This is a genomic window from Labilibaculum sp., from assembly GCF_041595635.1.
Lineage (GTDB): Bacteria > Bacteroidota > Bacteroidia > Bacteroidales > Marinifilaceae > Labilibaculum.
This window is the reverse complement of the sequence record NZ_JBFHJW010000007.1, coordinates 75,103-97,144: the sequence shown is the minus strand read 5'-3', so window position 1 is coordinate 97,144 and position 22,042 is coordinate 75,103. Positions and strand designations below refer to the sequence as shown.

20 protein-coding genes are annotated in these 22,042 nt (G+C 36.1%); 17 read left to right on the top strand and 3 right to left on the bottom strand.

Annotated elements, in window-relative coordinates; all coding sequences use genetic code 11:
• Positions 1-255 precede the first annotated feature (255 nt).
• Complete coding sequence (locus ABYT26_RS03875) at positions 256-1,005, bottom strand: hypothetical protein (RefSeq protein ID WP_372751582.1); 750 nt, start codon at positions 1,003-1,005, stop codon at positions 256-258.
• Positions 1,006-1,127: 122 nt separating this feature from the next.
• Positions 1,128-1,874: an NAD-dependent deacetylase gene (locus tag ABYT26_RS03870; protein ID WP_372751581.1), complete on the bottom strand. Its 747-nt coding sequence runs from the start codon at positions 1,872-1,874 to the stop codon at positions 1,128-1,130.
• Positions 1,875-2,176: 302 nt separating this feature from the next.
• On the opposite strand from ABYT26_RS03870, the gene pstS reads away from it, so the two are divergent.
• The 12 genes from pstS to nadA all read left to right on the top strand — a co-directional run bounded on the left by pstS (position 2,177) and on the right by nadA (position 15,101).
• The gene (gene pstS, locus ABYT26_RS03865) at positions 2,177-3,241 is read left to right on the top strand and encodes a phosphate ABC transporter substrate-binding protein PstS (protein ID WP_372751580.1); all 1,065 of its coding nucleotides are present in this window, start codon (positions 2,177-2,179) and stop codon (positions 3,239-3,241) included.
• Between the two features lie 116 nt (positions 3,242-3,357).
• Positions 3,358-4,212 (top strand): phosphate ABC transporter permease subunit PstC, encoded by an 855-nt coding sequence (pstC, locus tag ABYT26_RS03860; protein WP_372751579.1) that lies wholly within the window; start codon positions 3,358-3,360, stop codon positions 4,210-4,212.
• Between the two features lie 19 nt (positions 4,213-4,231).
• On the top strand, positions 4,232-5,125 hold the full coding sequence (gene pstA, locus ABYT26_RS03855; RefSeq protein WP_372751578.1) for a phosphate ABC transporter permease PstA: 894 nt from the start codon (positions 4,232-4,234) through the stop codon (positions 5,123-5,125).
• 56 nt (positions 5,126-5,181) lie between these two features.
• Positions 5,182-5,964 (top strand): phosphate ABC transporter ATP-binding protein PstB, encoded by a 783-nt coding sequence (gene pstB, locus ABYT26_RS03850; protein WP_372751585.1) that lies wholly within the window; start codon positions 5,182-5,184, stop codon positions 5,962-5,964.
• 51 nt (positions 5,965-6,015) lie between these two features.
• Positions 6,016-6,708 carry a phosphate signaling complex protein PhoU gene (phoU, locus tag ABYT26_RS03845; protein ID WP_372751577.1) on the top strand — a complete coding sequence of 231 codons (693 nt, stop codon included), beginning with the start codon at positions 6,016-6,018 and terminating at the stop codon, positions 6,706-6,708.
• Positions 6,709-6,784: 76 nt separating this feature from the next.
• Positions 6,785-7,474, top strand: a complete 690-nt coding sequence (locus tag ABYT26_RS03840; RefSeq protein WP_372751576.1) for a response regulator transcription factor — start codon at positions 6,785-6,787, stop codon at positions 7,472-7,474.
• Between the two features lie 19 nt (positions 7,475-7,493).
• The gene (locus tag ABYT26_RS03835) at positions 7,494-9,287 is read left to right on the top strand and encodes a sensor histidine kinase (protein ID WP_372751575.1); all 1,794 of its coding nucleotides are present in this window, start codon (positions 7,494-7,496) and stop codon (positions 9,285-9,287) included.
• A gap of 142 nt (positions 9,288-9,429) precedes the next feature.
• Positions 9,430-10,416 (top strand): L-glyceraldehyde 3-phosphate reductase, encoded by a 987-nt coding sequence (gene mgrA, locus ABYT26_RS03830; protein WP_372751574.1) that lies wholly within the window; start codon positions 9,430-9,432, stop codon positions 10,414-10,416.
• A 106-nt stretch (positions 10,417-10,522) separates the two neighbouring features.
• Positions 10,523-10,729 carry a hypothetical protein gene (locus tag ABYT26_RS03825; RefSeq protein ID WP_372751573.1) on the top strand — a complete coding sequence of 69 codons (207 nt, stop codon included), beginning with the start codon at positions 10,523-10,525 and terminating at the stop codon, positions 10,727-10,729.
• Between the two features lie 161 nt (positions 10,730-10,890).
• Positions 10,891-12,504 carry an ABC-F family ATP-binding cassette domain-containing protein gene (locus ABYT26_RS03820; RefSeq protein ID WP_372751572.1) on the top strand — a complete coding sequence of 538 codons (1,614 nt, stop codon included), beginning with the start codon at positions 10,891-10,893 and terminating at the stop codon, positions 12,502-12,504.
• Positions 12,505-12,736: 232 nt separating this feature from the next.
• Positions 12,737-13,918, top strand: coding sequence for a phosphopentomutase (locus ABYT26_RS03815; RefSeq protein WP_372751571.1), 1,182 nt, complete (start codon positions 12,737-12,739; stop codon positions 13,916-13,918).
• A 202-nt stretch (positions 13,919-14,120) separates the two neighbouring features.
• Entirely contained in the window at positions 14,121-15,101 is a 981-nt protein-coding gene (gene nadA, locus ABYT26_RS03810; protein WP_372751584.1) for a quinolinate synthase NadA, read from the top strand.
• A gap of 64 nt (positions 15,102-15,165) precedes the next feature.
• On the opposite strand, the gene ABYT26_RS03805 is transcribed toward nadA, so the two are convergent.
• Positions 15,166-15,885, bottom strand: coding sequence for a hypothetical protein (locus ABYT26_RS03805; RefSeq protein WP_372751570.1), 720 nt, complete (start codon positions 15,883-15,885; stop codon positions 15,166-15,168).
• A 256-nt stretch (positions 15,886-16,141) separates the two neighbouring features.
• Here ABYT26_RS03805 and ABYT26_RS03800 point away from each other — a divergent pair, with 256 nt between their 5' ends.
• From ABYT26_RS03800 to ABYT26_RS03780, 5 genes are all read left to right on the top strand, one after another.
• Entirely contained in the window at positions 16,142-17,449 is a 1,308-nt protein-coding gene (locus ABYT26_RS03800) for a carboxypeptidase-like regulatory domain-containing protein (RefSeq protein WP_372751569.1), read from the top strand.
• 215 nt (positions 17,450-17,664) lie between these two features.
• Positions 17,665-18,240 (top strand): RNA polymerase sigma-70 factor, encoded by a 576-nt coding sequence (locus tag ABYT26_RS03795; RefSeq protein WP_372751568.1) that lies wholly within the window; start codon positions 17,665-17,667, stop codon positions 18,238-18,240.
• A gap of 5 nt (positions 18,241-18,245) precedes the next feature.
• Positions 18,246-19,262 (top strand): FecR family protein, encoded by a 1,017-nt coding sequence (locus ABYT26_RS03790; protein WP_372751567.1) that lies wholly within the window; start codon positions 18,246-18,248, stop codon positions 19,260-19,262.
• Between the two features lie 12 nt (positions 19,263-19,274).
• Positions 19,275-20,861, top strand: a complete 1,587-nt coding sequence (locus ABYT26_RS03785; protein ID WP_372751566.1) for a carboxypeptidase-like regulatory domain-containing protein — start codon at positions 19,275-19,277, stop codon at positions 20,859-20,861.
• Positions 20,862-20,986: 125 nt separating this feature from the next.
• The gene (locus ABYT26_RS03780; RefSeq protein ID WP_372751565.1) at positions 20,987-21,973 is read left to right on the top strand and encodes a lysylphosphatidylglycerol synthase transmembrane domain-containing protein; all 987 of its coding nucleotides are present in this window, start codon (positions 20,987-20,989) and stop codon (positions 21,971-21,973) included.
• The last annotated feature ends 69 nt before the right edge of the window (positions 21,974-22,042 follow it).

Genomic DNA, 22,042 nt, shown 5'->3' with positions numbered 1-22,042 from the left:
AGCGACCATAAAATGGACGATGCCGATCCAAAACTGGGGAGTGATACTCAATCAGTTTTTAGCTATATTTGAAGAAAGGGTCAGACTTAACTAAAGTCTAACCCTGGAAATATCACTTACACACTTTGCGGGACAGTGTCACACTTTGCGGGACAGTGTCCTTTTCCCTGAAGGAAAAAATTTCCATTCCTTAATCACAACTTTCCATCAATGCGTCTTCAATTATTATAATATTCTTAATATTTATCTAACATTCTATTTAAGCTTATATTCCTTTAAATACACCTGTTTTAACTTTAATCCATTAGGTGTAAATTTATATTTATGCGATATTTCACCAAATCCGACTATTTCCTCTATATAATCATATTGACTTAAAAACTTTATCAAAGGAGTATAATCTGATGGATAACCTCCTGCAATATCCTCAATCAATTTTTCTAACTCTTCTATAGAATACTCCTTTTTAATTGTATTGAGCATATCATTTTCAATATCATTCTCACTAATGAACTTACTACTTGATTTAGTAAGCCCCAATATTCTCTGTTCTAATTTTTCATTCTCGTTTTGCATCTCAACCCTGCGACCTCTCTCTTCCTCTAATCGCTTTTCAAGTAAATCTCTTTCCTTTTCTAGTTGTTGGTATGTACTCTTTAAAACTACAGAATTTGCATCCGTCATCTTATAAACAAACGGAGTCACTTTTTTCTCATAGAAGTTTATAATTAACCTACTAAAATTGAGCAAAAAATAGGTAACAATTAAAACCAATACTGAAACAATAAGACACTCAATTAAATTCGTAGTAAATTTTATCGGTTTTAAATATCCATCTATAAACTCCCATTTCTTTTCAAGAGTCCACGACTTATCAAAATTGAAAACACCAAATACAAGCTTCCAATTATGGAATAGCCATACAATTATAACTGTACCTAAAAATGGATTTGTTGTTTTTTGAATAATATTATCTCTCAAAGAGGCAAAAGTTTTAGTAATCATTGGTTACGTATTTTAATGATCTACGAATTTAACAAATAATCAATACAGCAACAATAATCCACTTTAAGAATACTCAAAAGTCTCGTATTCCATCACACTATATTCATCATAAAATCAAAAACTTAACTCTTCTCCCCAATCAAGTCCTCCAGTTGCAGCAGTAGCTCGCTGGCTTTTCCCTGAAGGAAAAAATCAGTAATCTGATTGGTATAGTTTGAGGGCTCGGTATTAATTTCGATGATGGTGGCTCCAGCCCGCTTGGCTTCGGTGGGAATCATAGCAGCAGGCATCACCTCTCCGGTGGTTCCTACAATTAGTACCAAATCGGTTTTTCGGGCGGCCGCAAGCGAATTGGCATAGGCTTCTTCGGGAATTCCTTCTCCAAAAAACACAAAATTGGGTTTTAAAACGTGTCCATCATGCTTACACAAAGGAGGCAGTTCATCTAAATTCACCTCTTCGGGTAAATAGATCTTTTTGCAATGGGGACAAATCAATTTTTGCGAGTTGCCATGAAATTCATAAATCTCTTTAGAACCTGCCGCCTGATGCAAATTATCGATATTCTGAGTCACAATAGCCTTTACAATCCCCATTTGTTCGAAATCGGCTAAGACCTTATGAGCTGCATTAAATTTGGCTTTCCCAAAAAAATCATAAAAAATGGTTTTAATAGCCATCCACGACTCTTTAGGATGCGAATGAAAAAAATCCAAATCTAAACATTTCGGATCGTACCGACTCCACAATCCATTCTCGCCCCGAAAAGGAGGGATACCACTTTCTACTGAAATTCCTGCCCCGGTAAAGGCAATCATATTTTTTGAATTCCGAATCAATTCCGCTACTTCTTGTAAATCAACTTTCATAACTACTATTTTAATCTATTTTCTGAAGACTTGCACTTGTACCTCCTCCATCTTTTCTTAACAAAGGGATCGATTCACTAAGTAAAAAAGTGACAAATATACCACCCAAAATACTAATAATTAGCTACTTATAATACATAACGATTAATTAACATTCCTGTAACATTCCTGTAATATTAGCTTTCTATCATTGTAGTAGTAAAGAAATGAGGAGTTCGCTTCTCTTTTTACAAGTAAACGTGAAATTATAAATTATTTAATAAATCAAAGAACACTTCGTTCTAAACTAAAATCTTAAAAAGATGAAAAAATTTCAATTGCTTCTAACTGCTTTTATATCTCTTGCTCTTTTGGCTAGTTGTGGAGGCTCAGGAAAATCGAAATCGGATGCTAAAGCAAGTGCGATTACCGGTGCAGGAGCAACCTTCCCTCAACCCTTTTACAACAAGATTTTTAAGAACTATACTTCAGAACAAAATCTATTGGTTACATATGGTGGAATTGGTTCTGGTGGAGGAATTCGCAGTCTGAAAGACAAAATTGTAGACTTTGGAGCCAGCGATGCTTTTCTAAACGACAAAAAATTAGCCGATATGCCAGGCGAGGTTCTTCATATTCCTACCTGTTTGGGAGCTGTTGTTGCAGCTTACAACCTTCCGGGAAAACCAGAATTAAAATTCACTCCCGAATTAATGGAATCTATTTTCATGGGAAAAATCAACAAATGGAACGATGCTAAAATTGCAGCTGTAAATCCAGAGGTTCAATTACCAGATCTTGAAATCACTGTTGTTTACCGTTCCGATGGAAGTGGAACTACTTTTATTTTTAGCGATTACATGAGCAAAGTTAGTGCCGATTGGAAAGAGAAAATTGGGGCAGGAAAAGCGCTGCAATGGCCAGTTGGTATCGGTGCAAAAGGAAATCCTGGAGTTGCCGGAACCATTAGTCAAACAGTAGGTGCCATTGGTTACATCGGATCGGAATATGCTTTTGCACAAAAAATTCCTGTTGCAAGCATTCAAAATTCAGCCGGAAACTTCATTCATCCTTCTGTTGAATCGGTAAGTGCTTCGGCTAAAGGAGAAATACCTGCCGACACACGGGTAAGCCTTACCAATACCGATGCTGCCGATGGATATCCAATTTCAAGTTTCACCTGGTTAATCATTTATAAAGAGCAGAACTATAAAAAACGCAGTCTCGATCAGGCCGTTCAAACCATCAAATTAATCGACTGGGTAGTAAGTGCCGATGCACAAAAGGAAACCACTAAGGTTCACTATGCTCCGCTTCCCGAAGCTGCGGTTGCAAAAGCCAAAGCGGTGTTAAGTCAAGTTACTTACGATGGCAAATCTTTACAATAAATACTGATTCATTTCATACAGAGCTTGCTTCTGATTTACTTTTATTCTTGCAATAAAAAAGTTCTCCAGACTGAATCGGAAGCAAGCTCTCATTTTACAGGAAGCGCTCAAAACTTATGAACAGCGAAAAATTATTTCGATACCTATTAGTTGGAAGTGGCATTTTAATAGTTCTGATAGCTATTGGAATTGTAGCTACTTTATTTATTGGGTCTATCCCATCATTTAAAGAATTTGGGTTTGGATTTATTTACTCTTCGGAGTGGAATCCAACCGAAGGAAGAGAATCTTACGGAGCTCTCCCCTTTATTATAGGAACGCTAGTTACCTCTATTCTAGCCCTCCTTTTTACCTTTCCATTCGCCTTTTCTATCTCATTATTTTTAGGCGAATACTTCAAAAATGGGAAACTACCTTCTTTTTTACGATCCGTAGTGGATCTTTTGGCAGGAATTCCTTCCGTAGTATATGGTTTATGGGGTTTTTACGCCTTACGTCCTGTCATTGCCGATTTAGGATTAAATGCACAAGGCTTTGGTATTTTCACCTCCTCCATCGTATTGGCCATCATGATAATTCCTTACGCATCCTCTTTAGGATCGGAGGTTATATCCATGGTTCCAGGAAGCCTAAAAGAGGCAGCCTACTCATTAGGAGCCACCCGATTCGAAGTTGTTAAAACAGTGATTATTCCCAATGCCGGATCAGGAATATTTGCAGGTTACATTCTTGCCCTGGGAAGAGCCATTGGAGAAACCATGGCTGTAACCATGCTCATCGGAAATTCCAACAAGATACCAACAGGTATTTTCGATTTGGGCAACACCATGGCCAGTTTAATTGCCAATCAGTTTGGCGAGGCCGAAGGATTAAAATACACTTCTCTGGTTGAAATCGGTTTACTTCTGTTTGTAATAACAGGAATTGTGAACTACCTGGGAAAATTTATAATGAAAAAATTATCGGCTTAACCCGATTCAGATCAATAGTATGAATAAATCTACCGAGATATCTAACTCAAGCCTGAACAGGCGATTACTAAAAGATAAGCTATTCACCTACACGCTTATCTTCTTAGCCTTCCTGTCAAGTGTTCCTCTTTTCCTGATTCTTTTCGAATTGATAAAAAAGGGATACAAACAAATCAATCTCAGTTTCTTTTATAAAGTAGCACCCGACACCATGGAAGCAATGGTTGCAGTGCAAAATAACGAGATTATTCCTGGAGGTATTGCCAATGGAATTGTCGGTACTTTACTAATTGTGGGTGCAGCATCTTTAATAGCTATTCCGCTTGGAATTATCTGCGGAATGTACCTAGCCGAAAATTCAAAAGGCACATTTGCAGGCATCGTTCGCTTCATTGTTGACATGCTACAAGGAGTTCCCTCTATTGTGTTAGGAGTTATTGGGTACATCTGGATTGTGAAACCAATTACTGGAGGATTTTCAGCCTTAGCAGGAAGTGTAGCTCTGGCTATTATGATGCTTCCCTCTATTGTTCGATCAACCGAAGAAACCTTAAAAATGATTCCTGGAAGCCTAAAAGAAGCAGCTCTATCCCTTGGTGTTCCTTATCACAAAACCATGCTAAAAGTAATTCTTCCTTCGGGAATTAGTGGTATTTTAACTGGTGTGATTCTTGGAATATCAAGAATAGCAGGCGAAACAGCCCCACTTATGCTAACAGCCTTAGGAAGTGCAGCTATCAGCACTAACATTACTCAGCCATCGAGTGCTGTTCCTCTTTTAGTATGGGAATTCTATAACGATCCCAACTTAGTAGGCATGATTTGGAGTGCTTCCCTCTTCTTGCTGATTTTAATTTTAGGTTTAAATCTCACCGCAAAAACAATCGCTAAAAGATGGAAAGTACAGTATTAGAAAACAAAGAAGTTAAGAAAATTACTAGAGAACAAGAGTTCAAAGTCAATAATATGATGCAAAACCCAATAGAAAAAATAGGATCACCCATTTTAAATATCGACAACTTATCCGTTTCCTATGGAGGCAACAAATATTCCATTAATAATGTATCAGCAGGAATTGCTAAAAATAAGATCACTGCAATTATGGGGCCTTCGGGTTGTGGTAAAAGTACCTTACTTAGAGCCATGAACCGAATGCACGAACTTTATCCCGATACACACAATAAAGGATCTGTTTATTTGGGCGAAGAAGATATCTATAAAATGAATCCTATTCTCCTTAGACGAAAAATTGGAATGGTTTTTCAGCGTCCAAATCCTTTTCCAACCATGAGTATTTACGACAATGTAATTGCAGGCTATCTTTTAAATGGAATCAAGCTAAAGCGCAAAGAAAAAGATCAAATTGTAGAACGATCTTTGCGCGAAGTAGGATTATGGAGCGAGGTAAAAGATTCATTGCACAATAAAGGAACCTTTCTTTCAGGCGGACAACAGCAACGATTGTGCATTGCCAGAGCGTTAGCCTACACGCCCGATATCATTCTTTTAGATGAACCCACTTCAGCTCTGGATCCTATTGCAACTTCTATCATAGAAGATCTATTGGTAAAATTAAAAAAAGATTTCACCATCGTTCTGGTAACACATAACATGTCGCAAGCAGCCAGGATATCAGATTACTCGATGTTTATGTACCTGGGTGAATTGGTTGAATATGGAAAAACAAAACAAATGTTTACCATGCCAAAAGACAAACGAACAGAAGAATATTTAACTGGTAAATTTGGTTGATTTTTAATCATTTCAAATGAATTTTTTACTAACAATACAAACTCACATATAATGTCCATCAAAAAAGATAAAAAATTTGAAAAGCTTGACAATGATTTTGCAAAAATGCAATCACTACTTTTCGAACAATTTGAAATTCTGGATGAAGTGACCAACAATGGTTTGGCCGATGTCGATAAAAAACTGGTAGAAACTTTTAATCGAAACGAAGAAAAGATCGATCTATACGAACTTAAAATGAGCGACAACATTATCCAAACCATAGGTTTGCAACAACCTATGGCTAGTGACTTACGCCTTTTGGTATCGTATTTTCGAATGATCGGACACGTAGAGCGAATAGGAGACCAGCTAAATAACGTGATGCGTTTTTTCCATAAAATGGATCCTCCTACCATTCCAGATAATCATAAAGACTCGGTTTTAAATATGCTTTCGCTTAGTGAAAAAATGGTGAGAAAAGCATTGATTTCCTTTGAGGATGGTGACCGAGAATACGCCATTTGGACCCTTAAAACCGATGAGATTGTTGATGAAATGCAATCGAAAATCGTTAAGAGAATGGTGCGTAAAAACTCACCCAAAGGCAGCGAACCCACCGAAATTTTCAATCTGATAAATTTCAGCAGTATTTTAGGTAATATTGAACGAATAGCCGACAATGCCACCAATATTGCAGAAGCATCTATTTACTATCAGCAAGGAATTGATTTGAGACATAAGGATTTACCTGAGGAGAAGTAATAAACAATCCTCTAATGTTGATTTTTTACTAAAACTGAATCAATAGTCAGCAAAAACCTGGGAAAGATTCCAAAGCATGAAAAATTTAAAAATATTAGTCGTTGATGATGAAGAGGATTTATGCGAAATCCTCCAATTAAACCTCAAACAGGAAGGATATGAAGTGGATGTAGCCTACTCTGCCGAAAAAGCTCTTAAACTAGACCTTCACACCTATGATTTTTTTCTGCTTGATATTATGATGGGAGAAATATCAGGACTCGAATTGGCAAAAATTATACGCGGAAATCCTGATTTTGAAAAAAAACCAATTATTTTTATTACAGCACAAACCAGCGAAGCAGATAGGCTTAGTGCATTTATTGCCGGAGCAGACGATTACGTTGCAAAACCTTTTTCAGTAAAAGAAATCATCGCAAGAATTCATGTTATCTTCAAACGTGTTTTTTTAGAATCCCAAAATGAAATCAACTTTGAATTTGAAAAGATGAAAATGATTTCTACCTCGAAAAAAGTAACCATCAACAACATAGATATTGGGCTTACAAAAACCGAATACGAAATACTTCACTTGCTCATTAGCCAAAAGGGGCGCATTTATTCCCGAGAAGAAATTATACATAAAATCTGGGAAAACGACAATTCTATTGGCGACAGAACTGTTGATGTAAATGTTAGACGAATTAGAAAAAAAATAGGTGAATACCATTTATTAATTAAAACAAAATCGGGTTACGGTTACTATTTTGAACCAAACTCTAATTAAAGCTTTTAATCGATACTTCATGCAAAAATCCATTCTAAAATCCGGTTCCAAATACAAGAAAAGACTCTTCTTCTTCTTTTTTGTTATTGTACTGATCTTCTCCCTCCTTATCGGGGGATTTCAATATAACCAGGAAAAAATATATCAACGGGAAAAGCTAGAATATGCCTTAGACATTTACACTGAGCAAATTCACAAACTGATTGACAGCAAAAAAATTATAGAATCACTCGATTTTTCTGAAATTGATTCTCTTCGCCTATTGATTCCCGATAAAAGCATTCGTATTTCTGTAATTTTGGCCAAAGGAAAAGTTGAATATGATTCCTCCGTTCCCGACATTGAAAAATTAGACAATCACTTACAGCGGCCTGAGATTCAAAAGGCTCTGCATTCAAAAAAAGGAAGCAACATTCGTTTCTCCGATTCCACAGGCGAATCGTATTACTACTACACAAAAAACTACTACAATTATTTTGTGCGGACAGCTTTGCCTATCAACGAAAGTGTAGTAGATTTTTTAAAAGCAAATAGCTTATTCTTTTACTTTTTATTAGCCTTATTTGCTATCACCGTCATTTTTCTGATTTATGCAACAGAACACTTTGGAAACTCCATAGCTAAATTGCGAAAATTCGCCATTAATGCAGCTCAAAACAGAGAAATTGATCCCGATGAAAATTTTGGGAAAACAGAATTGGGTGAAATTAGCGATCAAATTGTAAAAATTTATCGCAAACTAAGCAAAACAAAAGAGGCGCTTAGTCAGGAAAAAGAAAAGTTGATCATGCACCTTCAAATTGCTCAAGAAGGAGTAGCTATTTTCGACAAAAAGAAAAATCTAATTCTTTGGAACAGCCATTTTATCGATTACATCAACTATTTAGCTCATATTTCGAGTCACAATTATCAGGAACTATTTAAACTTCCCGAACTAAAGGAAATTACCGAATTTATAAACGAAAATAGCAAAGAGCTAGTCGGTAACTACATTCCAAATATCGATATCATTAGCAGCAAAAAAACAATTACCATTGGGCACAAAGTTTTCCTGTTTCAGGTAGTTATTTTCTTAGATAAAAACTTCGAAATATCTGTGAATGACATCACGAAAGCCGAGAATGAAAAAATTATCAAACAGGAAATGACTCTAAATATTGCCCACGAACTTAAAACACCAATCACAGCTGTTTCCGGATTTTTAGAAACCATTAAGGACAACCCAGACATGGATGAAGAAAAAAAATCGGAATTTATTGAACGCTCCTGTACACAAATAAATCGTATATCGAATTTAATTCAGGACATTTCACTCATTACAAAAATTGAGGATAGCAATGAATTTTTCACATATGAAGATGTGGATTTAAACCAAATGCTAAATGAAATGTTGATTGATTTTGAACTGAAATTAATCGAAACAAAAATGGAGATTGGAATCCACTTTCCGAACGATTTAAAAATTAAAGGAAATACCGAATTATTAGATTCCATATTTAGAAATCTAATTGATAATTCGATAAAATATGCCGGAGAAGGCTGTAAAATTGAGATTAAACATTATTTCGAAGACAGCAACTATCACTACTTTTCGTTTACCGATAACGGAGTTGGCATTCAAGAAGTACATTTTCCTCGTATTTTTGAACGATTCTATCGAGCTGATAACGGTCGTTCGAGAAAAATGGGTGGCACAGGCTTAGGTTTATCCATTGTGAAAAATGCAGTAAGCCACCATAAAGGCCGAATATTTGTAAAAAAACCAAAAAACAAGGGAATAGAATTCTTTTTCTCATTGAAAAAAAGACAGTAATACAATCGTACATTTTTTTACTCAAAACCACAGAAAAATCTGTGGTTTTTTGTTTTTTGCTTACTACCTTTAGCTTCCCGATTTGCTTTTAAAAAGCATCGAAAAAAATCTCAACTTTTTTCTACTTAAAAAAAGATAAACAATGTACAAAGCATCAGAAAATAGATACGATGAGATGACTTATCGCCGCTGTGGACGAAGTGGACTACTCCTACCTGCAATTTCCTTAGGTTTGTGGCACAATTTCGGACATGTAGATATTTACGAAGAATTCAAACAAATTATTTTTCAAGCATTCGATCGTGGCATTACCCATTTCGATTTGGCCAATAATTATGGACCACCAGCTGGTTCGGCAGAAGAGAATTTTGGCAAGATTTTAAAGGAAAATCTGAAACCATATCGCGATGAGTTGATCATCTCGACCAAGGCAGGATATGGAATGTGGCCCGGACCTTACGGCGAATGGGGTTCCCGAAAATATCTCATTGCCAGTTTGGATCAGAGTCTGAAACGAATGGGTCTCGATTATGTCGACATCTTCTATTCTCATCGTCCTGACCCAGATACGCCACTGGAGGAAACCATGATGGCTTTGGATCAGGTTGTGCGTCAGGGAAAAGCCTTGTACGTTGGCATTTCGAGTTACAGTGCCGATCAAACACGCGAAGCCTCCCGAATATTGCGCGAACTGGGAACACCTTGCCTCATTCATCAGCCCAAATACTCCATGTTCGATCGTTGGGTTGAAAATGGCCTACTCGATGTTCTGGAGGAAGATGGAATTGGGTCCATTGCCTTCTCGCCTCTTTCGCAGGGATTGCTAACCAACAAATACATCAAAGGCATTCCGGAAGGTTCAAGAGCAGCCAATCCGAATGGTTTCTTGCAAAAAGATCAGATTACCCCTGAAGTAATCGAAAAGGTAGTTGCTCTGAATGCAATCGCTGAAAAACGCGGACAAAGTCTGGCTCAAATGGCCATTGCCTGGCTGCTGAAAGATGAACGCATAACTTCGGTATTGGTGGGTGCAAGTTCGGTGAATCAACTGAATCAAAATATTGACAGTCTTGCAAACCTGCACTTCGAGCATTCCGAATTAGAACAAATTCAGAATATCTTACAATAAAGGAACTCACTCACCTAATAATAAAAATAGGATTCTTAATCGATTTAAGAATCCTATTTCTATTAAAGAAAGAAACAAAGGTTTGCTATGGCAGAGTCGCATTGGTATGTCGAAAGAGCAAATTGCACATCCATTCAAAATCGATCAATCGAAATCACCTGTAGAAAGCAAAGACGAAAAAGGAAATGGTTTGGACATGATGCTTTGCAAACAATTTATGGAGCAAAACAAAGTAGAAATTCATTTAGAGAGTAATTCCGATACTAGAAGCACCTTCCAGTTCAGCATTCCAGCCACCGAAAACAAAAATTAATCTTCCTCCGCTCTTTCTTAGAATAAAATTCAAATTAAAACCAAAATTTTCCGAAAGATCCGCCCTATTCTTAATTTTCCAAAAACTTAACCGTTCATTCCAAGCAGATGTAAATAAAAATCATTAATTTTGCCGCCTAAATAATTAAAGGAAGTAGTTATATGATTTCAGTTTCAAATTTATCTATTCAATTTGGCAAAAAACCTCTCTTTCAGGATGTTAATATAAAATTCACACCCGGAAACTGCTACGGAGTTATCGGTGCCAATGGTGCGGGAAAATCCACACTAATAAAAATCATTTCTGGTGAGTTAGACTCAACAACCGGATCGGTTATGATGGAACCTGGTGAAAGAATGGCCGTTTTAAAACAGGATCACTTTGAATTTGATGAGTTTACAGTTTTAGATACCGTAATTATGGGTCACGCAGAGTTGTGGGCCATATTGCAGGAAAAAAATGAAATTTACGCAAAGCCTGATTTTTCGGAAGCTGATGGTATTAAAGCCTCAGAGTTGGAAGAACAATTTGCCGAAATGGATGGTTGGAATGCTGAAAGTGGTGCGGCTGAACTTTTGAGCGGCTTAGGCATTAAAGAAGCATTTCATTACAAACTGATGAGTGAATTGAGTGGTAAGGAGAAAGTTCGTGTATTATTAGCACAAGCTCTTTTTGGAAACCCAGACAACCTACTTCTTGATGAGCCAACCAATGATCTTGACCTTGAAACAGTAATGTGGTTGGAAAATTATTTGGCCAATTTCGAAAATACAGTAATTGTAGTATCGCATGACCGTCACTTTTTAGATTCAGTTTGTACCGATATTGTGGATATCGATTATGGAAAAGTGAAAATGTTCTCAGGAAACTACACTTTCTGGTACGAATCAAGCCAGTTAGCTGCGCGCCAGCAGGCAAATCAAAACAAGAAAGCCGAAGAAAAGAAGAAAGAACTTCAGGAATTTATTGCCCGATTCAGCGCCAATGTTGCCAAATCGAAGCAAACAACTTCCAGAAAGAAAATGATTGATAAACTGAATATTGCCGATATAGAAGCCTCTACGCGTCGTTACCCTGGAATTATTTTTCAGCAGGAACGCGAAGCTGGAGATAAAATATTCTCTTGCTCGGGCTTAAGCAAAAGCATCGATGGTGAAGTTTTATTTAAAGACGTTGAATTTACCATCGAAAAAGGAGAAAAAGTAGTCTTCCTTTCCAAAGATCCACGTGCCATGTCAGCACTTTTCGATATTATCAATGGAATTCAAAAGGCAGACAGTGGAAATTACGAATGGGGAGTTACCATTACTCCAGCCTATTTGCCTCTTGACAATACTGAATTCTTCGAAGAACCCATCACCTTAATCGATTGGTTAGCACAATACTCCAGCGACACTAGTGAAGTTTACCTTCGTGGATATCTTGGGAAAATGCTATTCTCGGGAGAAGATATTTACAAGAAAGCAAATGTTCTTTCGGGAGGTGAAAAAGTTCGTTGCATGGTTTCAAGAATGATGTTGAAAAATGCAAATCTTTTGGTTTTAGATACACCAACCAATCACTTGGATTTGGAATCCATTCAATCCTTTAACAATTCACTTATTAATTTTGGTGGTACTGTAATGATGTCCTCTCATGACCACGAATTTATTCAAACTATTGCCACTCGTGTAATTGAATTAACACCCAATGGAACCATCGACAAATTAATAGATTACGATGATTACATTTCCAGTGAAAAAATCAAAGAACAACGCGAGAACATGTACAAGTAAACTACTTGTAAAACGAATATCTCATCCCCGAACAAACAAATGTTCGGGGATTTTTTTCATCCACACAGCAAAAATAATTTACGAGCAAGAGCAATTTTCGCACGAAAAAATGCAAAGTCGATATTTTGAGTCTTCCTTGATTTCATTTTTCTAGACTTTTTTATTTACATTTGCATCACTACCTAAACAACCCTTCATCTGTATATTTTTATACACTTTTAAACACACATTTATGATTCCTAAAATTGAACGGGCTACAATTGTAGTTTTGGATAGCGCAGGCGTTGGTTATTTACCCGATGCTGAAGAATTTGGAGATGTAGGCTCCAATACATTTGGAAACATTGCAAAACATTGCAATGGAATAAATTTACCAAACATGCAAAAATTAGGTTTAGGCAACCTAACCGATATAAAAGGTGTCGAACCTTGCAACAATACTTATGGAGCTTATGGAAAAGCTGCCGAAGCTTCCAAAGGAAAAGATACCACTACAGGACATTGGGAAATTGCTGGAGTTAAATTAGAGCGAGCTTTTCCAACCTATGCAAACGGATTCTCGGAAGAAACCATTCGTTTGTTTGAGGAAAGAACCGGACGAAAGGTAATGGCGAACAAACCCTCTTCGGGTACGGTTATTTTAGATGAATATGGAGAAGATCAAATGAAAACAGGCAACTGGATCGTTTACACTTCTGCCGATCCTGTCTTTCAGATAGCTGCTCACGAAGAAATTATTCCCATTGAAGAACTATACCGAGCTTGCAAAATAGCCTTAGAAATATGTACTGAACTTGAGCCAGTAGCTCGAGTTATTGCACGTCCCTATTTGGGAAGTGGAAAAGGAAAATTTACACGAACCAGTCGTCGTCACGACTACTCGGTTACACCACCAGCTCCTACTGTTCTCGATCGCCTAAGTACCAGTGGCCTGGATGTTATTGGCATTGGTAAAACTAAGGATATTTTTGCTGGACAGGGCATTACCAATTCCCGCGGAACCAATGCCGATAACCTGGATGGAATTCACAAAACCATCGCAGCTCTAAAAGAAGATACAAAAGGCTTGATTTTTACCAACTTGGTGGATTTCGATATGCAATATGGTCATAGACGAAATCCAGAAGGATACAAAGCCGCTTTGGAAGAATTCGATCACTATTTGCCTCAAATTCAGGAAAACCTAAAGGAGGATGAAATTTTGATCTTGACTGCCGATCACGGATGCGATCCAACTTACAAAGGAACTGATCACACTCGCGAGTACATTCCCTTAATGGTATATGGCAAAAATATCAAGCAAAACGTTAACATTGGCATCCGAACTTCTTTTACTGATATTGCCTCGACAATAGAAGAATTATTATTAGGTAATAAGACAGAAGGAAGCTTCGCTAAAGACTTGTACAACTAATCGTAGAAGCTAAGTATAAGGACTAATAAATGCCGTTTTGAATTATCGAAACGGCATTTTTCATTCCTTTTTTTTTATAAAATCTTCTAGACAGAATTTATTTATAGGAATCTAGTTTTCACAAGTCCATCATTAGACTCTAAATAAGTAAGCAAAACAGCTAAACGTAGACTATTGGTTTGATTTTAGCGATAATTTAAAGATATTTGCACCGGTATATTTAACCAAACAAGAGAATACAAAAAACATGTACGTGATGAGAGATAAGGTTCTTCAATTAGCAAAAGAAAAGAATGCAGTCATTCTTGCCCACTACTATCAAACTTCTGACATCCAAGAAATAGCTGATTTTAAAGGAGATAGCTTGGCTCTTGCACAAAGAGCTTCAGAAGTTGATGCAGACATCATTTTGTTTGCAGGAGTTCATTTTATGGCAGAAACAGCTAAAATATTAAATCCGACCCGAAAAGTACTTCTTCCTGATTTAGAAGCTGGTTGTTCACTTGCCGAATCATGCCCAGCGGATGATTTTCGTAAATTTAAAGCTCTTCACCCCGATCATATCGTAATTTCTTACATCAATTGTACTGCTGAAATAAAAACCTTATCGGATGTAATCTGTACTTCGGGTAACGCTGTACAAATTGTAGAATCTTTTCCTAAGGATCAGAAAATCATCTTTGCTCCCGATAAAAACCTAGGACGCTACATCAACGAAGTTACAGGTCGACAAATGGTTCTTTGGGATGGAACCTGTGAAGTTCATGACATTCTTTCTTCGGAGCGAATCATGAAATTGAAAATTGAAAACCCCGATGCCAAATTAATTGCTCATCCGGAATGTGCACATCCAGTGCTTTTATTGGCCGATTTTGTGGGTTCAACAACTGCTATGCTTGAATACTGCAAAAATAGCAGTTCGGAAAAAATTATTGTAGCCACCGAAACAGGTATTCTTCACCAAATGCAAAAAGATTCTCCAGAAAAAGAATTTTTGATTGTGCCAGCAGACGAAAGCTGTTCGTGCAACGATTGTGCATACATGAAACTAAATACCATGGAGAAATTGTATTTAGCCCTTAAAAACGAAAAACCTGAAATCATATTACCAGATGATGTAATGGAAAATGCAAAAGCACCTATTGTTCGCATGCTCGATTTATCAAAACATTTAATCAAATAAAAGAAAAAATCACCATACAAAAAGGGAGATCCATTAGGGTCTCCCTTTCTTATGATCTTCAGATTTAGTTTTTAATACTTTCAAAAGAGATACCTGCCAATTCGCAAGCCTCCTTAAAATGCAATTCATCTACCGCTTTATACAGAACGGCAAATGCGGCACGAATCCAAACAATGGAAATGACCACACCTACTATTAGACAAATAAGGCCTAATATAAAGATGAAAAAGGAAAGAATAGCCATTCCAAAAATAGTCCAGAAATACCCCTTACTCATGTAGAAACTAAGCTTTACAGCTTGTATAGCATCTACCTTTTTATCTAGAACTAAAAAGGGAACAAATATCATTTTACAGATCAAATAAATACCCGGAAGAACCAGAAGTACAAATCCAAAACCCACAATAAAAAACACCAATATCTGACTTAAAACAACGGGAACTAACCTTTTAAATCCTTTCAGAATTTCTTCCATCTGAGGCTCTGTATTTCGAGAGGCTCTAAGAAATAGCCAATCTATACCATATTTAAAAGGTATTACAACCAACAAATAGTAGAAGAAAGCTAAAATTTTGAGAGAAAATAACTGAAACCCAAAAAAATCGATATTGTTCCAATCTATTTTATTTAAACCCATAGGTATTTGCACAAAGCCCATAAAAATAATTGCAAGCAAAAGCACTAAAAAATGTTTCTTTAGAACCGTCCAGCCTTCCTCGAAACATCCTCCTACCGTAGGATAAACTTTTAAAATTAAATCCTCTTTACTATAATCTACTTTCATAAAATTGGCTATTTGTTTTAAATTGAAACACTTAGGCAGACTATAAAATACAACTACTACAATGAAATAGAAGTATTTATTTGTTCCCAGTTAAATATAAGATATCTAAAGCGTCTAAAAAAGAGATCGGAAAGTAAAAAATAACAAAAAAAAGATAGGGTATTTTGCAAGAAAAGCATCATACTAGTAGAAACAAGAAAAGGCACGATCGATTTTCTTCAACAGACAAAAGTAGTATCAAATAAAATACATCGCCATGAAAACAAAAATTAGATTTTATTTCGCAATGCTTCTTTCCGCTTTTTTAATTTTCTCCATTAGCAATACAATGGCTTCGGAAGGAAACTTATATTCTAAGAAAAATGAAAGCAAAAAGGTTCAGCAAGCCATCGACACCTTAAATTACAAGGTGTACAAGGGAGAAATTAAAGATGCAAAAACCAATGAACCACTGATGTTTGCAACAGTAACAGTACAAGGAATAAATGTTGCTACCGTTTCGAATAGCGATGGCGAATTTCTTCTGAAAATTGCCAAAGATTTACCCGTTCGCAACATCGAAATTTCATATATCGGATATAAAAACCTTGAAATTCCCATCAGCTCACTAAAAAAGAATAAAAATATTTTTCAACTGGAACCCGTTTCCATTCCGTTGAGCCAAATTAATATTTATCCACAGGATGCCTTATTTTTAGTAAAAAGTGTATTGGCAAAAACCCAACAAAACTACTCTTTAGAACCCAATATGATGAAGGGATTTTATCGGGAAACCATAAAGAAAAACCGCTCGTATGTTGCCATTTCCGAAGCTATTGTGAATGTTCACAAAGCAAGTTATAAGCAAATGCGCGACGACCAGGTGCAGATTTTTAAGGGGCGTAAAAGTCAGGATGTAAAGAAAATGGATACGCTTCTTTTTAAATTACAAGGTGGTCCAAACACATCGCTCCTTTTAGATGTGATGAAAAATCCTTACAACCTATTCTCTGAAGACTTAATTACCATCTATGATTTTGCCATTAAATCAATCACTAAAATCAATAATAAAGTTCATTATGTAATTGAATTTAAGCAAAAAGAAAACGTTGATCTTCCTCTTTACTATGGACTTTTATACATCGAATCGACCAATTTAGCTTTGGCAAGTGCCAAATTTAGCCTGAATCTAAAAGATGCGGCAGAGGCCAGTAGAATGTTTATCAAGCGCAAACCAGCAGGTGTGAAAGTAACTCCTACATCGGCCGATTATTTGGTAAACTACATCGAAAAAGATGGAAAGTGGTATTTTAACTATGCCCGAGGCGAAATTAACTTCAAATGCAACTGGAAACGCAAACTATTTAACACCAACTATTTGGCCATGACAGAAATTGCAATCACCGACCGAAATGAAGAAAATATAGTTCGCTTTAAGGGAGCAGTTAAGTTTAAATCGAGTCAGATAATGTCAGAAGAAGTAAACAAATTTGCCGATGTAAATTTCTGGGGAGAATACAACACAATTGAACCCGATCAATCCATTGAATCGGCCATTCGAAAATTAAGTAGAAAAGCAAGATAATAATTATTCATATTTACATTGCAAATAAGAACCGTTCCCTTTCAAATCTATCCCTCAGGGAATGGTTCTCTTTCCTCTTAATAAATGATTAATTGTAGAAAAAAATTAAAGTTGAAACAATTCATTGTTAGAGGAAGTTAAAAAGGAATAAGTTGTACTGATCTTTCCCTACTGATTGAAAAATCCTATCTTAGAAGAGCTAAGAACCTTTTTTGATGGAAGCACAAAACAAACAAATGTTGAAAGATAAAAACAGCATACTAAAAAACATACGAAAGGGAGATCTACAAGAATTCGAAAACTTGTTCAGGAAATATTACCCTTTGCTTTGTCGTTATGCTTTTCGATTCGTAAGAAACACGAATCAATCGGAAGAAATTGTTCAGGATTTGTTCTGTCATTTATGGGAAAACAGAAAAGATATCAGCATTCATAGTTCAATAAAAGCATATCTATACAAAGCAACATATTATAACAGTTTGCAGGTGTTGCGAAAAAAGAAAGTAAAAACTCAATACGAAAATTACCTGAAACAAAGGAATACCGATCATTCACAACTTACATCTACCCTCGAAGAAAATGAAATTTACAGCATCGTACAAAAAACACTCGCAAATTTACCCGATCGTTGCAGTAAAATATTTAAAATGAATCGATTTGAAGGGCTTAAATATAAAGAAATTGCTGATCAATTATCCATCTCGGTAAAAACCGTTGAATCCAATATGGGAAAGGCATTAAAATCCTTTCGAAAAAGTTTAAAAGATTACCTTGGAACTATAGTGCTATAAATATCATGAAAGAAAAAGAATCACATCATATAAACTGGGATCTCATTTCGAACTACTTAAATGGAGAAATGAATACAGAAGACAAATTGGCTTTTGAAAAATTGATTGCTATCAATGCTGAGTACGCCAAAATTGTGACTGCCGTCAACAAAGATTTAAATTGCATTCATGAACTCAACAAAATTCACCAACAATTTGATGTTGATAAAGCATGGTTGGAAGTAAAATCAAAATTGAAAAATCAGCCAGAAAAAGCCACAAAATTTCCATTTTTCGCACGACAAAATGCTAAAAAAATACTTCAAATCGCCGCAATGTTACTTATTACCATTGGCTTGGGATTTGCATCTTATCGCATTTACACCGATCGGCTAGTTCCTTACCAAAGTATTTCTTCAGAAATCAACGAAAGTAGTACCACCATTACATTGCCCGATGCTTCCCTTGTAAGTTTGCATGGAGAATCAAAATTAATTTATGAAAAATCCTTTTCAGGAAAAGAAAGACGTGTGCAATTAATTGGCGAAGCCTATTTCGAAATTGCCAAAAATCCAGAAAAACCTTTTATTATATCGGTAGGAAATGCAGAAATCAAAGTACTTGGTACCTCATTCAATGTTAATGCCTTACATAAACAGATTGAAGTTTTGGTAGAAACAGGGAAAGTTCAATTTTCCAATGCAAAAGAACCCAACAGGAGCCTGATTCTTGAAAAAGGCGATTTTGCAATTCTTCGTGAAAACTTACTTGAAAAAAGAACTCAAAATGATGAAAACTATCTGTCCTGGAAAACTAAATTAATGGTTTTTAAAGCCATGAGTTTAGAGCAGGTTGCCAAAGTTATTGACAGAACCTATCAGGTACAAATTGAATTTAGCGACACAAGCATTCAAAATTTACCCATCACCACCTCCTTCAACCAAACACCAATCGAAGAAGTTTTAGAGAACCTTTGTCGTCCTCACAAACTCAGATACCAAATTAATGGCCACCGTATTATCATCGAAAAAAAAGTAGAATAAACAAGCAATAAAATGAAAAATAGAAAAGCAGATATACAACTGATGCAAAGAATCATTTCTTTTGCTCTTGTCCAGCTTTTAATTTGCTTGACTCCTTTTTCTCTTTTTGCACAGGAAAATCTTTTACAGAAAAAAATTTCAATTAATATTCACGAGCTGACTATCGCCGATGCTCTGGATTCTATAGCGGCACAAAATCATTGCTATTTTACTTACAACTCCAATTTATTTGCCGATCGGGAAAAAATTAGCCTGAAGGAAGATAATATCCAATTTGAAGAGTTGTTGCGAAACATTATTCAGGATAGTAGCCTTGCATTTCAACTCCTAAACAAGCACATTATTATTGTTCCTTCTGATTACAAATCGAATAAGGTGCAGAACAATAGCATCATTCCACACATTTCGTACCGAACCATTAGTGGAAAAATCACCAATCAGTCGGCTAAAACAGCCCTACCCTACGCAAGTATAGGCCTTCGGGGCAAACACATTGGAACTATTAGCAATCAGGATGGAGAATTTTCACTTTCTCTTTCCTCTGCAAACCAAAAAGATACACTTGTTGTGTCTTATGTTGGATTTAAAAATTATGAAATTCCCGTTTCTGAGATTGTAAAAAACCAGATGGAAATTAAAATGAAGGAGGATTTTATATCCCTACAGGAAGTAATCATTAGGAACAACAATCCCAAACACATTCTAAAAGCAGCTATCAATAAAATTGCTAGTAATTACCCTCAAAAACCAGCTCAACTCACCTCATTTTACCGCGAATCGGTGCTAAAAAACAACAAGTACATGATTTATTTGGAATCAGTTTTAGAGATCTATAAAAATCCCTATTCCGAACATAACGTAAACGATCGGGTGAAAATATTCAAGAGTCGTAAAATATATGATGTTTCGCGTTTAGATACCATTTCGTTCCGCTTAAAAGGCGGAATTCAGGGATGTTTGCTCCTAGACATTGTGCAAAATCAACCCGAATTCTTAAATCCAGAACTCATGGATTTATACCACTACCAACTAACGGACATCAGTACTTACAATAACAAAGCAGTCTATCTTATCGAATTTAAAGCTAAGTCGAAACAATCAAGACCACTTCTCGAGGGTCGATTGATAATTGAAACCCGAAGCTTAGCTATTATTCGAGCTGAATTTGCTTACCAACCAAGCCGCTTGCGCGAAATAAGCAATCAGTTTATTAGCAAATCGAATTCTAAAATAAAAGTCAGGCCTACGCAAATTCAATACACTGTAAACTATAAAAAAATAGGAGAAAAATATTACATAAATCATTCCCTAGGCAAGTTAAAATTCAAAGTAAAAAGTAAAAGAGACTTCTTTTCGCAAAATTTCTCCACCTCTTTCGAGATGGCCACCACCGATGTAGATACTGTAAATGTTAAACGATTTAAGCATCGGGAAACCATAACTCCAAACACTATTCTCTCTAGCGAAAAACTTAGCTACGACGATTCCTTTTGGGGACATCAGAATTTTATAAAACCTGAAGATAATATAAAAGAAGCCATTCGAAGAATAAACTCTAGCATGCAACAAATTGCTCTAGATACAAATAGCAACCCGTAACTTAGAATGCAAAAACAGCTAAACATCTTATTCTTATATAAAATTCCAGCTTCAAACAAAATATTCTAAAAGTCTTTCTACTTTTGTATTTCTGTACAAAAAGATAACAATCATAACTTCAGGTCATGTCAAGCCAATTGAAAAATATACTAAGGAATTCCATCGGATTGCTTATTGGAGCTTTCTTCCTTTATCTAGCATTACGAAAAAACCCATTGGGACCAGTTTGGAAAAGTCTTGAAAATGTCAATTACTTTTACATTCTACTCAGCTTTATTTGTCTTTTTGTTATCTTCTATTTGAGAGCCTTACGTTGGAAATTACTTCTGCAGGAAGCAGGCCAAGATCCAAAAGGTTCCAAGGTATTAACTTCTGTTCTATTGGGTTACTTTGTAAACAGTTTCACACCTAAATTGGGAGAAATCATTCGTTGCACCTCATTGCAAAAAAGCACCGATATTCCAGTATCTGTATCGATAGGAAGCGTAATGGCCGAACGAGCTTACGATTTGCTGATCCTTCTTATTGGAATTCTTGCAATATTTTGGATTGAATTCGAAAAACTAGAACTCATTATCGATTCAACAATGCGTGGAATTAGTGAGCTAGGCCACAACTACACATACCTGGCAGGATTTGCTCTCGTGCTTCTGATTCTTCTTTATTTCTTTGGAATAAAGCGACTAAAAAAATCAGAAAGCAAACCCATAAAAAAAGTGATTGAATTTATACAAAGTATGCTTGAATCGCTTAAACAAGGTATACTCCTAAAACAAAGATTTTTGTTTATTCTACTTACTCTGCTGATTTGGAGCATGCTAGTACTTTTGAATTACATTTATATGCTTTGTTTGCCCGAAACATCAACTTTTACAATAGGATTTGCCGTTGTAACTCTTTTTATTGGTGGCATTGGTTGGGCGCTTCCAAGTCCGGGAGGTATTGGAACCACACATTTTTTAATCTTACAATTGTTTATTGTTTACAACCTAAGCACTACAGCTGGAATTAGCTATGGCATCCTTTCCAATGGTCTTACTTTTATAGGTACAATTCTTATGGGCTCATACGGCTACTACAACTACCGAATGGAAATAAAATATAGAAAGTAAATAGAGTAGGTAAATTCCCGAGGTAGTGCAACAAGACAATCTGAATCGGTACAAACTCAACTTTTCCTT